Origin of the sequence: Paenibacillus koleovorans NBRC 103111 (genome assembly GCF_004000845.1) — a bacterium.
In the GTDB taxonomy this organism is placed as follows: Bacteria; Bacillota; Bacilli; order Paenibacillales; family NBRC-103111; genus Paenibacillus_AA; species Paenibacillus_AA koleovorans.
In genome coordinates this window covers 1-13846 of the sequence record NZ_BIMA01000152.1, presented here as the reverse complement: position 1 = coordinate 13846, position 13846 = coordinate 1, and the positions used below count along the sequence as shown (strand labels likewise).

9 protein-coding genes are annotated in these 13846 nt (G+C 55.9%); 4 read left to right on the top strand and 5 right to left on the bottom strand.

Features of this window, described 5'->3' with window-relative positions:
- Positions 1-158: 158 nt before the first annotated feature.
- Together PKO02S_RS29240 and PKO02S_RS29235 are read right to left on the bottom strand one after the other, a co-directional pair.
- Complete coding sequence (locus tag PKO02S_RS29240) at positions 159-1337, bottom strand: MFS transporter (protein WP_127588549.1); 1179 nt, start codon at positions 1335-1337, stop codon at positions 159-161.
- A gap of 187 nt (positions 1338-1524) precedes the next feature.
- Positions 1525-4809 carry a phospholipid carrier-dependent glycosyltransferase gene (locus PKO02S_RS29235; protein ID WP_127588548.1) on the bottom strand — a complete coding sequence of 1095 codons (3285 nt, stop codon included), beginning with the start codon at positions 4807-4809 and terminating at the stop codon, positions 1525-1527.
- A gap of 213 nt (positions 4810-5022) precedes the next feature.
- Here PKO02S_RS29235 and PKO02S_RS29230 point away from each other — a divergent pair, with 213 nt between their 5' ends.
- Both PKO02S_RS29230 and PKO02S_RS29225 read left to right on the top strand, forming a co-directional pair.
- Complete coding sequence (locus tag PKO02S_RS29230) at positions 5023-5949, top strand: prenyltransferase (RefSeq protein WP_127588547.1); 927 nt, start codon at positions 5023-5025, stop codon at positions 5947-5949.
- 39 nt (positions 5950-5988) lie between these two features.
- Entirely contained in the window at positions 5989-6729 is a 741-nt protein-coding gene (locus PKO02S_RS29225; RefSeq protein ID WP_127588546.1) for a DUF6081 family protein, read from the top strand.
- 76 nt (positions 6730-6805) lie between these two features.
- Here the strand turns inward: PKO02S_RS29225 and PKO02S_RS29220 are convergent, their stop codons facing one another.
- Positions 6806-8083 (bottom strand): S-layer homology domain-containing protein, encoded by a 1278-nt coding sequence (locus tag PKO02S_RS29220; protein WP_127588545.1) that lies wholly within the window; start codon positions 8081-8083, stop codon positions 6806-6808.
- A gap of 207 nt (positions 8084-8290) precedes the next feature.
- Between PKO02S_RS29220 and PKO02S_RS29215 the strand changes: the two genes are divergently transcribed.
- Complete coding sequence (locus tag PKO02S_RS29215) at positions 8291-10018, top strand: FAD-dependent oxidoreductase (RefSeq protein ID WP_127588544.1); 1728 nt, start codon at positions 8291-8293, stop codon at positions 10016-10018.
- A 71-nt stretch (positions 10019-10089) separates the two neighbouring features.
- Here the strand turns inward: PKO02S_RS29215 and PKO02S_RS29210 are convergent, their stop codons facing one another.
- Both PKO02S_RS29210 and PKO02S_RS29205 read right to left on the bottom strand, forming a co-directional pair.
- On the bottom strand, positions 10090-11526 hold the full coding sequence (locus tag PKO02S_RS29210) for an extracellular solute-binding protein (RefSeq protein ID WP_127588543.1): 1437 nt from the start codon (positions 11524-11526) through the stop codon (positions 10090-10092).
- 161 nt (positions 11527-11687) lie between these two features.
- Positions 11688-12890 (bottom strand): DegT/DnrJ/EryC1/StrS family aminotransferase, encoded by a 1203-nt coding sequence (locus tag PKO02S_RS29205; RefSeq protein WP_127588542.1) that lies wholly within the window; start codon positions 12888-12890, stop codon positions 11688-11690.
- A gap of 277 nt (positions 12891-13167) precedes the next feature.
- Between PKO02S_RS29205 and PKO02S_RS29200 the strand changes: the two genes are divergently transcribed.
- Positions 13168-13641, top strand: a complete 474-nt coding sequence (locus tag PKO02S_RS29200; RefSeq protein WP_127588541.1) for a DinB family protein — start codon at positions 13168-13170, stop codon at positions 13639-13641.
- The last annotated feature ends 205 nt before the right edge of the window (positions 13642-13846 follow it).

The following is a 13846-nucleotide window of genomic DNA, read 5'->3' as shown; positions in this document are numbered from 1 at the left end:
TCTTATTCGACAAATGGTTCATTTTTCCTTGCCATGGCTTGCTAAGGACTTTGATTCAACTTATATAGATGTGAAATTGGGTTCATAGCTAGCTTCCCGCATGCAAGAGCGACAAGCGCTCGAGTGAATGCGAGATTTCATATGAAGTTTTGCATCCGCTACCCCATCTCCCGCTCGAACGCCTCCGAGCTTTTCCCTGAGAAATACGGAACCGACAGCGCGCTCACAAGCGCCAGCCCGATCAAGGCGTAGAACGCGCCGCTCTCGATATCTCGGATCGACAAAGCCAGCACCAGCATGAAGATCCGCGACGTATTCAGGAACAGCTCGCGCCACACGAAGATGCGGGCTTGCCGGATGGCGGGCTCCTTGCTGATGATGCGGAACTGCCTGGTGTTCCAGATGGTGCCGAAATAAAACATGCCGATCGTCGTCAACACGTTCGAGAGCACCAAGATCGGCGCCTTCGGATACAAGGGAAACAAGATGCCGACGCACACGAAGATCATACCGATCGCAAGCCAACCGCCTTCCCGCATCCGCATCCGCCTGTACACGACCAAAGCCCCGATGGTGAAGCCGGCATACAGCACGTTGAGCATCGCAATCACGAGCTTGTGTTCCGAGACGGAGAAGGTGAACACCAGCGCGAACAGCACCTGGAACTGTAGGAAGAGTCCGGCCGCGAGCAGCGAAGGGACCATCCAACGGAGCGCAGGCGTGGAGATGACATCGCGAAACCGAATGCCGCTAAACAGCCGTTCCGGCTCGCCCGCCAATGTAATCGGAGGAATATAGAAGGAAACGATCAGCAGCAAGGCCACGAACAGGAACATCAACAGAAAAGATCCCGAATAGCCGATCCACTGGATAATCAGGGCAAAGATGATCGGATTCAGGATCGAGATAATTTGGTTGATGATGCTGGACAAAGCGAAATATTGCTCGAAATCTTTACCTTTCCCGTACACGCTGAGGGTTAAGTTCTGGGCGGCGGCATAGAAGCCCCACATGACCCCGATCGGCGCCGCGATGATCGCAATCCACAGCAGCCGATTGTCCAGCTCCAGGACGGACAGCAGCAGGAAAGCCAAACCGCCGCAGCAAGCATTCGCACGAATCAGCACACGCGTCGAGTAGGTAGACAGCATTCTGGAGCCGACCATATAGGCCAAGGTCCACACCACGAACAGGACAAGATTGAACCAGGCCACTTCCGCAATGCTGTTGTTGGCCAACCAGATGTACAAATTAACGAAGATGCCGATGTAGCTGAAAATAATGATCGATGAAGCGTTCATGAGCAGCAATTGTTTCATAGGTGCGCTTGCTTGCATACGTGGAGTCAGCCGCCTTTAGGAGAGATTGCCCTCATTGTACTCCATCCGGCGACGCTTGTCTGCACTGCTTTTTTCACAACTCGCTCCTCGCACGCAGCCCTACCCACACACGCAAATTCACTCGAACTTTCACCGCAACCCAACCGCACTTTCACACGCCACACGCACTTTCACCCCAACCCAATCAGAACACCCAGCTTGGGAACCAGCGTAGCACATAGTTGACGTACCATTTGTCGACGACCAGCCCGGACAGCACCGGATAGAACAGGACGAACAGCACGGCCGCAACCCCGATCAACCCCCACCCGATCCGTCGACCGTGCCGATAATGCTCGCTCAGCAGCTTCAAGCCATAGACGAGGAACAGGATCAGGAACGGCACCATCGGAAAATAGTGATACAAGAACGTCAGCCGAGGCACCAAAATCCAAGGCAAATACAGCGTGACATAGGCGACGACCGGCACGAGCATGATCACCGCCCGATGGCGGAACAACCGGTAGCAAGCGAACAGGAATGTCGCAAAGCCAGGCCACCAAACCGCCGGATTCCCCATCGCCACGATGCTCGACACTTTCCCTTCAGGCATGAGCGGACCGGAGAAATACCAAACCGGCCTCACCATAAACGGCCAATTGTACCACTGAGAGCTGAACGGATGAGTCGCCACCAGCTTGCTATGATAGTCGTACATGAATTTCTGCGATTTCCAGATGTCGATGAGCGCATGCCCCGGACCCGGAACGAGCAAAAACGGAATATAAGAGAGCACGTAGAAAACAAACGGGATCATCGTAAACATCAACCCGGCATACAGCACGGTCAACCAGCTATACCGGGCATGCTTGCGGACGATTCGTTCGGCTTCCGAAGCACGCTCCTCCAGCTCCGCCAGGCTCCACTCGTGCCGCGGCTCTTCCGCCTCAGCAGCCGCCTGCTCGATCGTCGAATCGCCACCCTTTTCCGCAGCAGCAGGATCAGAATCAGGATCAGAATCAGGATCAGAATCAGGATCAGAATCAGCAGCACTCGAGCTTGCCTTCCCAGCCAGATCCGCATCCGCTGCCCCAGCAGCCGGAGCCTCTTGGGCAGCCGCCACGTTGCGCAGAAACGCCTTCGCCCTCCGATAAACCAAATGACGCTGAATGAGCACGATCAACAGCAGCAGCGCGAGACCCATCCCGCCATACAGCGCATTCCATTTCGTCGCGACGCCGAGTCCGAAGAACAAACCCGACCATAACAGCGGCAGCACCGATTTGGCCAGCCCTCGCTCGTACACGTCGAACCGGCTGAAGCGATACATATAATAGTAGCTTAACAGCACGAAGATGAGCACATACATATCCACCGTGCCGATCCGCGATTGGACGAAGTGCATGAAATCCAGCGCAAAGAACAGCGTCGCCCAGCAAGCATACAGCGTCTCGCGGAATAGGCGGAAAGCGAACACGTACATGAGCGGCAGCATCAAAATACCAACAATCGTCCCGATAACCCGCCAGCCGAACGGATCCATACCGAATACCAACACGCCGAGCGCAATAATATCCTTCCCAAGCGGCGGATGCGTCGTCTCATACGGCTCAATTTTATGAATATGCTCATAGGCGGTACGGCCGTGGTAAATTTCATCGAAATACATACTGTTGCTGAACGTCTGCTTGTAGGGAACTAGCGATTGCTCGTCAATGAGCCGCTCGGGATGCCCTTCCGCCACCGAACTCATGCCGGATTCCGGAGGCAGCAGCTGAATCGAAGCCGGCACCCGCTCCCCGTCCGCGAACACCCCGATCTCGATCAACCGGATATCGGAGCTGTCCGCCGTTATTTTCGCATACCGCCATTCCTGCTGCTCCAAGCTGACCGTATTCCAAGTAAACACACTGGCAAAGACGGAATCGGGAATCGTTATCGGCGTCCATTCCTTCGCATCGTTCGAGGTCTGGAACGTATATCGCCCGGATGTCACCCCGCCGTAGAAATTTACCCGGTCCACTTTCCGCGACTGCCCCAAATCCATCACGACGCTGTCGCCGAAGGCCGGCTTCCAGAACGTTTCCGGCGCCTTCTGATCCCCCAAATGGACAAACGCCAATATACCGTATAAAACCGTAATCAGACCGATCAGCCAAAAGTCGCGGCGCGCCAGCTTCGCCTCCGGCTTCAGCTTGAATACAGGAAGCGCCTCGGCACTTTCAGAGGAAGTCATAAGCTTGGCTCTCCCTTTCCGTGAACGAAAAATAGTTTCGAGCGTATCATCCGTATGCCACCGCCACGCCACAATGGCGAGCAGCAAGGCCAGGATCACATTCGCCGCCGAAGTCGTCAGCATCAGCGGATCGAACCTCGGGATATGGTACTTCTCCTGGAAGCTGTCCAGCAGCACAACCCCGGCATTGACGAGCTGCGTGACGCTAATCCCCATGTACAGGAACAGAAGCCGCCGATCTCGCAAGGCAATATAACTGAGCAAGGTCAGCAGCATGGCCGGGAACAAGTAGCGCTCATGCATTTTAGACGTAAACACAAACACAAAAGTTATAATGACGACACTAATAAGCCCTAAAATTTCAGTGCGTTCCCGATGCTTGTAGTACAGCGCCAGCGAAAAAGCGACCGTAACGACAATCATCAGCGTTCCCCAGCCCCCATAGCTAATCAGAAAACCGTCGGTTACCGGCATCCAATTGCCGCCCGTCAGCGCGAACAGATTGAACGCATTGAGCGTGGCATAAGGGTAAGAAGCCAAAGTGCTGTAGTATTGCTCGAATATCCAGAACGGACCTTGCTCGAATCCGAACGGAAGCAAAATCGCCAACGCTACAACCAAGCTCGAGCCTACGCTCCTGAGAAAGCTCGGCCAAGACCGAAACCGATACAAGGCGAGCAGCAGCACCGGTGTAAAAATAAGCGCCTGCGGCTTCAGCAACACCGCGAACGTGAACACAGCCGCCGCCAGCGGCAGTCGCCCCCGAATCGCGAGCAGCACAAAGACGACGATGAACAAAGTAAACACCGCATCCACTTGCGCCCACGCCGAGCTGTTCACGATCGTAGCCGGGTTGAATGCAAACAGCGCGGTCAAAGCCACAACCGTCCCTTGACTCCACTTCCTCGCCGCAGCCGCTCGGGCTACAATCCAGGCGCCTGCCAAGTCCGCCGCAATCGCCGGCAGCTTCAGCAGCAGCAGGAAAGGCCAGCCCTGCGAGCTCAAGCCAAGCCAGCCGCTCAGCTTGCCGATCCCATACAGCACTATGATATAACCCGGCGGATAATCCGCGAAGAAATCGCCTGTATAGAACTCATCCAATCCCCGTTCCGCCGCGAGCAGCGCCCACGCCTTGAACGTCCCCAAATCCGTCGGATGCCCGCCGACCGTAACGGCAATGACCACTCTGATCAGTAGCGCTATCCCGAGCACTAGCCAGATCGCTGCTGGCATCCGTAACTTTTTCTTCTCCATCCCGCACCGCCCGCTCGAAGCTTGTCGTATTTCGTCTAACTGTCCTTAATTGGATTCGCCCTCGGAGGTCCAAAATCCTCGTTTCTTATCCAATACTAGCAGGTTTTAAATATTTACAAGCTTCGCACGCGGGCATATAATGGCTTGGGACAAGTGAAATGCAATGAACTGCCGTGAACAACGATGCATTACGATGAAAGGAAGGCAAGCCGAATGGACAAACTAACGCTGTTCCGCAGAGCGACCCGATTCCAGGTCATTCCCGTCATGATCCTTCCTGTGGCGATCGGCTCCGTCGGCGCCTGGGTGTGGAACGGCCGCTTCGATTGGCTCTTGTTTCTGATTACGATTATCGGAGCAGGTGCGGCGCATCTGTTCTCGAATATGATCAACGATTTGTGGGATTACCGCAGCGGCGTCGATGTGGCGGCCCGCGAGACGGCAGCTACGATCTCGACCAACTCCGGTTTTCTGGCTAATGGGACGCTTTCGGTTGCCGTCTTCGCCGCCATGACATGGAGCTTGTTCGGCATAGCGGCCGTATGCGGGGTGCTCTTGACCGTCCTCAGCGGCTATGAAGTGCTGCTGTTCGCAGGATTAGGCGGCTTGATCGCTTACTTCTATGTAGCGCCGCCGATCCGATTCGGGTACCGCGGCAAAGGGTACAGCGAGCTGGCTATCGTCATCGCCTTCGGCGTGCTTCCGGTGATGGGCAGCCATTTCGTGCAAACATCCGAGCTCGACTGGCGTTCGCTGTGGGCATCGCTGCCGATCGGCCTGCTGACGACACTTATTTTGTTCAACCATCATTTCCTGCATTGGCGGGCGGATCAGGCGGCCGGTAAAAAAACATTAGTCGTCGTATTCGGCGAAGCCCGCGCGCTTCAGTTCTCGAAGCTGCTGCTCGCGCTAGCCTATTTGGCTCTAATCGCAGCTGTCCTGCTGCATTCTCTTCCTTATTATGCGCTGATAGGCCTGATTACCATTCTTCCTTTTATACGCATCTATCGGGCGCTGCAGCCTTCCAATCCGTCGCCGGCTTATTTGCCGCTGATGGGCGTGTCGGTCAAAGCGGCGATTCGCTGCGGTGCTATATTAGTAGTGTGTTTGGCTGTTCAAGGCATTTTGGCGGCAATCTGATTCGAACTCAATAGAAATGAATGGAGGCATGGATGCAAGATGAGTGAACCTAATGTAACGACAAAAGTGTTGGGCGATTTTCATACGATATTATCGGAGGGCGAAGTGTGGAACATCGGCGGCTTCCGCCTGCCGGACGGCTCGTTCTGGAGCTACCGCGAGCCGGATGCGGTCGTGATCGTACGCAACGGCATCCTGTATGTACGCGCTCCGCTAAGCCGCAAGCATGATCAGGTGCAAATTCTCGACAATGCCAAGCATATGTACTTCTCGGCGCAGCCTGTGGAAGTGCCGGAGAACGGCGAAGTCAGCTTCGAGCTCCGCATTCGCGCCCGCTCGCAGAACACCGCCCCGAACGACTTGTATGACGGCTATGTGTCGCTCAACCTGCTCGATTTCTCGACCGGCGCTGCGCTTGACTTCTTCGTCGGCAACGACACGTACGCTACCGTTTACGGCGTGCTGCCTTTCCCGGGCGTCGACGTGCCGCCTAGCGACAAGACCCGCTACTTCTGCATTTTCAAAGAAGATCAAGCTTTCGTCGCGCGCGAATTCAACACGTACAAGATCACCTATAACCGGGCGAACGACGAAGTCGTGTTCTACCTGAACGGCAAGGAAGTGCGCCGCGAGACGCATGCCCCGCTCAAGTTCAACCGATTCCATGTCGCGCTCGGCATCATGACGGAGAAGGATTTGTCGCCGGAAGGCAGCGTATCCGTCCATGGCCAAACCGTCATCGGCGAATGGTCGCCGGTTACGATTACGATTAAGGAATAAACGAGCAAGGCCCCTCACCATGACGGATGAGGGGCCTTGCACGTCGTTCTAACCAATATCTCCAGACTTGCTTCTATTATTTAATTTTGATGTAGTTGATCGTTTCGCCTGTGCCTTTCACTTGTACCGCTGTTCCGGGAATCAACTGGCCGCTGCCCTCGATGTTCACGTCAACCGATACTTGGTACAGCTTGTTGACCGGATCTTGGCCGTATACGGTTTGCGTTACGCCGATAGCGGAGATGTAGCCGCCGGCGTAGATCGGGTAAGTGGACAGCGTACCGTCAATGGTAAAGGTGTTCGCCGGCGTTCCTGTACCGTTCTTCGTCACTTCGATCATGTAGCCGACATTGTTGAACATCTTGATCTTGACTTCGTCGCCAACTTGGATATCGGCCAGCGTCGCAGCAACGCCGTTGCGGAACACGAATGCGTTCGGAGCGAGCGGAGTCGTCGTTGTAGTGCCGTCCTTCACCGTGACAAGCACATTGCCGCTTACCGCAGCGGTGACCTTACCCACGCGAGTATCCTTGTCGTATTCCGGCATTTGATCGCTCGTACGGTCGATCAGGGCTGCCATCTGTGCGCGAGTGACCGGCTGGTTCGGACGGAACGTGTTGTCCTCGAAGCCCTGGATCAAACCTTTCTCAACGGCGACGGCTACATAACCGACGGAGCCGGCCGGGATTGCACTCGCATCCCTGAAGCTCAGCTTCGTGTTCATTTTCGCTCTAGCCTCGTCGTCCAGCTTCATCGCCTTCACGAGCAAGGTCGTCGCCCAGAGACGATCCGCCGGCTTGCTCGGCTCTACGGAAGCCATCGTTTCCGCGAACAAGTCGTTTTCCAGCGCTACCGCTACATAACCTACCGCCCAGGAAGGAATTTTGTCGGCATCCTTGAAGTTGAGCTTCGTGCTCATTTCTTCCTGCGACTTCGCTTTATCCTCGAGTCCCAAGAGACGCACCGCAGCGGTGATCGCCTCTACGCGGGAGATCGTGGCGCGAGGCTTGAACGTGCCGTCCTCATAGCCTTCGAAGATTTTTTTGGACGCCAGGCTCATGATGTTCTTGATCGCCCACTCGACGTCGCCGCCGCTAATATCGTTGAAGTTGATCACGAAGTTCATCGTGCCGTTGTTGTTGATCGTAATGCCGCCGTTGCTGTTGCCCGGCTTGTTGTTGCTATTGTTGTTATTGTTTTTATTGTTGTTGTTTTGGGTGTATTTGCTCTTGTTTTGTATGTAGCGGTCATCGAAGCGATCCCGGTCGTTTTTAGCAAAGGCGGAAGTTGCTCCTCCCACTACCATTGCGAGCGTCATCCCCGTAATTACAACTTGCTTGAAACCTCTTTTCATTTTACATTCTCCCTCTCTTTTTGGGTTGAATTGGTTTGGCGTATTCATAGTCGGGTATTCAAGTGAACCTGTTTCGGGTGGACCTTCGCGAAGTTTGCCCGGTTACGCTAAACGTTTCGACCTCGTATTTTCGATTGAGGGGGTCGTCGTTACGTGATAGACTAGAATAGAACGGACGAACTAGATTCAGAAGGAGCGACCCTGCATATGCCCCCTAAACGTCCTATTGTCGTTAAGCCTATACTCTGGCTGGCGATTGCCGTCATCCTCGTAGCCATCGGAGCTGCGGCATTTTTCTGGACCCAGAGGGATCAGACGGCTACGGTACCCCCACCAACCGACAATTCGGGTCCGAAGTCCCAGGTTTCGACAGCATCCCCTGGCGAAACAGCGCATGTCGATCCAAAAAATAATCAAAATCCTACCCTTTCTTCCCCAAATTCGGCCCAAACACCGACACCGACCGTCGCACCGAAGCCAACACCGACTCCCGTTCCTACTCCGATGGCCGAGAAAGCCGACATCGTGTTGATCGGATCGGAGATTGAAGGGATGTATTTGGCCCGTGCCGCGGTAGATGAAGGGTTGAAGGTAATCGTATTGGATCCGAGACCGTCGGTTGGCGGACAAATTCTTGAAGCGGAGATGCTCTTCCTCGACGAAACGAAGGACGATGCCGGGAAATCGCTCGTGCAAGGACGGATGAAACCGTTGTTCGACGGGTTCCGCAGCGCGAAAATCCGGAAGAAGTCCGAATATGTCTCGTATTTCCAGACGCTCGCCAAAGGGATTCCGATCGAGTCGGGCATTACGGTGACAGGGATACGAGAAACGGCTGGGAAATCGGCCGCCCACTCTGTGCAAGCGATTTCATACAAGACCAAGGACAATGTCGAGAAAACGATTGAAGCGAGCTACTGGGTGGAAAACACCGATTCGGCCGCAATGGCCAGCAAGCTGAAGGTGACCCGGATGCCGGGCCTGGAATCGTTCTACGGCCAACACAACATCGAGTATATGAGCTCCGGTTATATGATGAAATTCAAGAATGTGGATTGGCAAAAATTCAACGCCGCTTTCAACGGCTACACCGCGGAAGAGCGCAGCAAACGGTTCGGGGGCGGATATGTGAATGACAGCTTCGCCATCGGCTTGACCGGGATGACGAACGGCTACAAGGCGACGAACTCCCGCGTCTTCCTGCGCGGCCTGAACGCCGTCTATCAGCGCGACGGGGAAGTGCTGATCAACGCGCTGCTCGTCTACACGATCGACCCGGCCGATCCGAAATCGGTCGCCGAGGGGCTCGAGCTAGGCAAGAGGGAGATGCCGCTCATCAACGAGCATTTCCGCAAATCGCTGCCGGGCTGGGAGCATGTGGAGCTGAACGGGTTCCCGGAGTACTTGTACATTCGCGAATACAACCATTACGAGACGGATTATGTGCTGAAGCCTTCCGACATGCTCGGGGCGAATATGTTCTGGGACAACGTCAGCATCGCCGGTTATCCGCTGGATCTCCAGGGCACGAGCGCCAACAAGTGGGGCATCGAGATGGGTCGCCCTGACAAATACGGCATGCCGATGCGCAGCTTCCTGCTCCGCCATTACGACAACGTTATCCTGGCAGGCAAGAACGTAGGCTCCTCCGTCATCGCCTACGGCAGCGCCCGGATCCAGCCGAATACGGGACTGGCCGCCGAGTCGATCGGCATCATCCTGGGGCAGATTCGCGGCAAGAAGACGCTGCGTGAAGTGAATGAGGAAGACATGAAGACGCTGCACGCCTACCTCGAGAGCAAGTACCAGATCAAGCTCACCGGGGTGAAAGGCAATAACAAAATCGTCGGCTGGACGGCCGACGAGATCCACAAGCTCGACACGGGCGATATCGTGTATCCGCAGTATATCAAGACGCGCAAGCCGCCGAAATAAAGAGAAGGGCTATCCCTCCGGTCAGCGAATTCGCTGCACGGGGAAGGATAGCCCTATTTGTTAGCAGAGGATTAAATTCTAGCGTTAGGGGAAAGCTGGTCCATCATCGCGCTCACGCGCTCGCAGGCGGATTCCGGCGTCTCCATGTTCGCCCACAGCACATGCAGCTCTTCGTTCAGCAAATCCAGCTGCGACTGGCTCAGACCGAGGCCTTGCAGCGACTGTGCATACGGCATTACGTGCGTGAATGCATTGTAGTACTGCGGGTGAATCGACGGATCGAGCAGCCGGTCGTTCTCCGCGATCTCCCGGCGCACCGGGATCGTGCAGCCATTGCGCTTCAGAATCGTCTGCGCTTCGGGTCCGATCATGAATTCGATCAGGCTTTGCGCCACCTTCGTTTTCTCGCCGTGTTTGTTGATCCCGAGCGCACCGCCGAGCAAGATCGTGCCCTTGTTCGCCTGACCGGGCAGCGGCAGCAAATCCCAATTCAGATTCATGCCGCGGAATTCGTTCATGAAGTAATATGTCGACATGATCATCGCCATCCGCCCGCGGCGGAACAGCGATTCAGCCAAAAAGCTGCTGCCGTGGGAGTAAATCGGCGACACATGATGCTTGTACATCAGATCGACGCAAAACTGAAGTGCCTCGGCATTCCTCTTGTCGTCGAACGCCGATTTGCCGTTGTCGTCCATGAAGCGGCCGCCGTTCTGCATGATGAACGCGGGCCAGCGGTTCGACGAGGAAGAGAAGCAGAAGCCATAGCGCTCCATCATCCCGTGCTCCACCGCTTCTTCGGTGCATTGTTTGGCGATAGCCAACAAATCGTCCCAGGATCTGATCGTGGAAGCCGACACCTGCTGGATCCCCGCTTCCGCGAGCACCTCCTTGTTGTAGCAGATGACGACCGGGGAGAAGTGCACAGGCACCGCCATCAAGCGGCCTTGCTCGCGGAACATATCGAAGACGACCGGGTAGCTGTCGCGTTCGGCATCGATCCCTTCCGGATCGTACGGCAGCAGATGGTCGAGCTTGTCGTAAGCCAGAAACTCTCGCATGTGGTAATCCGAGACGAAGAATAGATCCGGTCCTCCGCCCTCTTCCATCATTTGCGTCAGATGGCGAACGTAATCCTCCGAGGGAAGAATGATCAGCTCTACACGCACATAGGGATGGACCTTCTCATAACGGTCGATTATTTTACGAATAATATCGGTTTCGTAGGAGCCTGAGAACCAAATCAGCTTGAGCGTCTGCCGAGGAATTTCCTCCTCCGGCAGTTTGACGCGGTTTCCTTTGCCGGCGATTTTCTCGATGAGGCCTTCCTCGACGAGCTGCGCCAGCACCTTGCGGACGGATACGCGGCTGATCTGGTATTTCTCGCTGAGCGTATTTTCGGGCAGAATGAATTCCCCCGGCAGGAGCGAGCCGCTGAGAATTTCATTCCTCAACTCCTTGATGAAGGCGTCGTAACGCTCCTGAAACAAATTCCTTCTTCTTAGCAAATTAGTCCGCTCCTATACAAGTTCATTAGTACTATATTACCTTACATGGCTCTACTTTGTAAAACAAGAAACAACCATGTCGGATGCGGGAGGCGGCTAGCTTAAGATGGGAAATTCGTATATAAAAAGCAGGAGCTGGCGCTCCTGCCATTAATTCAAAATTATGTGTACGATTGGATTACTTTGCGCACGGCGCCGGCGATGTCGTACATGTCCGACTCGTCGCCCAGCAGCATGTTTTGGTGCAGCCACAGCACTTCCTTGTCGCATGCGCGCTCGCTGATCGGGCAGCTGTTGAAGCGGTCTTCTCCGGTCCATTTCTTCGTCTCTGCGATCACAGCGGCGTTCTTGTTGAGCGACACATAGCCCGGTGCCGCCGGGATGCCCTCGGCCACCAGCTTGGCGATGACGTCGTTCTTGTCGACGCGGTCCGCGAGCGCCGCATCCAGCTTGAACATGTACAGGTGGTACGCATGGCGCGTGATGCCCGGATCGCGACTCAGCACCTGGATGCCGTCGATTGGCTTCAGCAGCTCGGTCAGCAGCTTGCCGTTGCGCTCGCGCGCCGCCGATTGCGCCTCGAGGCGGGTCATCTGGCCGATGAGCAGCGCCGCCTGCAGCTCCGTCATCCGCAGGTTCCAGCCGATGTGCTCGTGCTGGTACCAGGCGCCGTTCCGGACGCGACCTACGTTCGCCAGCGACCAAGCCATGTCGGCGAACGCCTCGTCATTCGTGAGGATCATGCCGCCCTCGCCGGAGTTGATATTCTTGCTCGACTGGAAGCTGAACGTGCCCAGGTCGCCTTGCGCCCCTACGCCCATGCCTTGCCACTGAGCGCCTACCGCTTGCGCCGAGTCTTCGATCAGGCGCAGGCTGTGCTTGGCGGCGATGGCCTTCAGCGCCGTCAGGTTGGCCGGAGCGCCGCCGATATGGACGGCGACGATCGCCTTCGTCTTCGGCGTGATGGCCGCTTCTACCTTGCTCGGATCGAGCAGCAGGGTGTCGGCCTCCACGTCGACGAAGACGGGGATCGCGCCGAACATCAGCGCCGAGCTGGCGGTCGCGATGAATGTGTACGGCGGCATGATCACTTCGTCGCCGGGCTTCACGCCGGCCGCCTGCAGCGCGATTGTGATCGCCACGGTGCCGTTCACGATCGAGACAGCGTATTTGGCGTCATGCGCCGTCGCGAATTTGGATTCGATCTCCGGCAGCATCACTCGGCCGGTGCCGCCCCATTTGCCGGAACGGACGACCTCCAACACGAGCTGCTCTTCCACTTCATTGAATATGGGCCATTCCGGAAAAGGCTTCGTTCGTACCGGCGTACCGCCGTTTACAGCCAATTTTTCCTTCGTTGTCATATCTGTTTGCACTCCCTAAAAAAGTATAGTGGTATCATACTTGTATTATAATTTGTCGGGGATCGTTTGACTACAGCTTTTTTTTAGCTGACGTTGTTGCGCTTTGTGCAGGCGAGTGGCGGGCCCGTGGCGACGGGTGCTGAGCGGTGACGGAGAGTGGCGGACCGGTGACGGACGACGAGGAAGCGGCGGCAGAGGCGCTGGACGAGCGGCTGGCGTTGTTTACAATTTGTTCCGAGGTGCGCTATACTCTTAGAAAACCTTGGAGGCGATGGAGATGGAACACGATTTGTTCAGACTGCTTTCCTTTGCACGGGCGGGGACGCTGAAGCAGTTGGATGGGCTCACGGAGGAGCTGGCCGATCGCATTCCGGACGGGTTCCGCAACTCGATTCGTTGGAATTTGGGGCATGTGTACGTCGTGCTGGAGCGGTTTGCTTTTCAGTACATCGGCTTGCCTCAGCAGCTGCCGGACGGGTTCAAAGCCCGCTTCGAGTTCGGCACCTCCCCGCTGACTGCAACGGAGACGGCTCCCGCGCCTACGCTGGCGGAGCTGCGAGCGTTGCTGGAGGGGCAGTTGCCGCGCATTCGGGAAGCGCTGGAGGCGCGCCTGCAGGAGGCGGTCGAGCCGCCCTATACAACTTCGACTGGACTAACGCTAGCCACGCCGGAGCAGTTTTTGACCTTCAATTTGTACCATGAAGGCATGCATGTGAGCGTGATCAAGCTGTATAAGAAGCTGTTGGCTTAGCTTGGGCCGGTGCGGTTCGGAGGGTGGGGGCGCTCGAGGGGCACTCGAGAGTGCTCGGGGGTGCTCGATAGGCACTCGAGGCTGCTCGAGAGGCGCTCGGCGTCTCCCTCCGGACTTTGGTCATCGCTAACATATCGCTCATTGCTGACCAAACTTTGCTCGCAAGTAGACCAACTATTACCCTACTTGGCCCTCTGCCGACCGT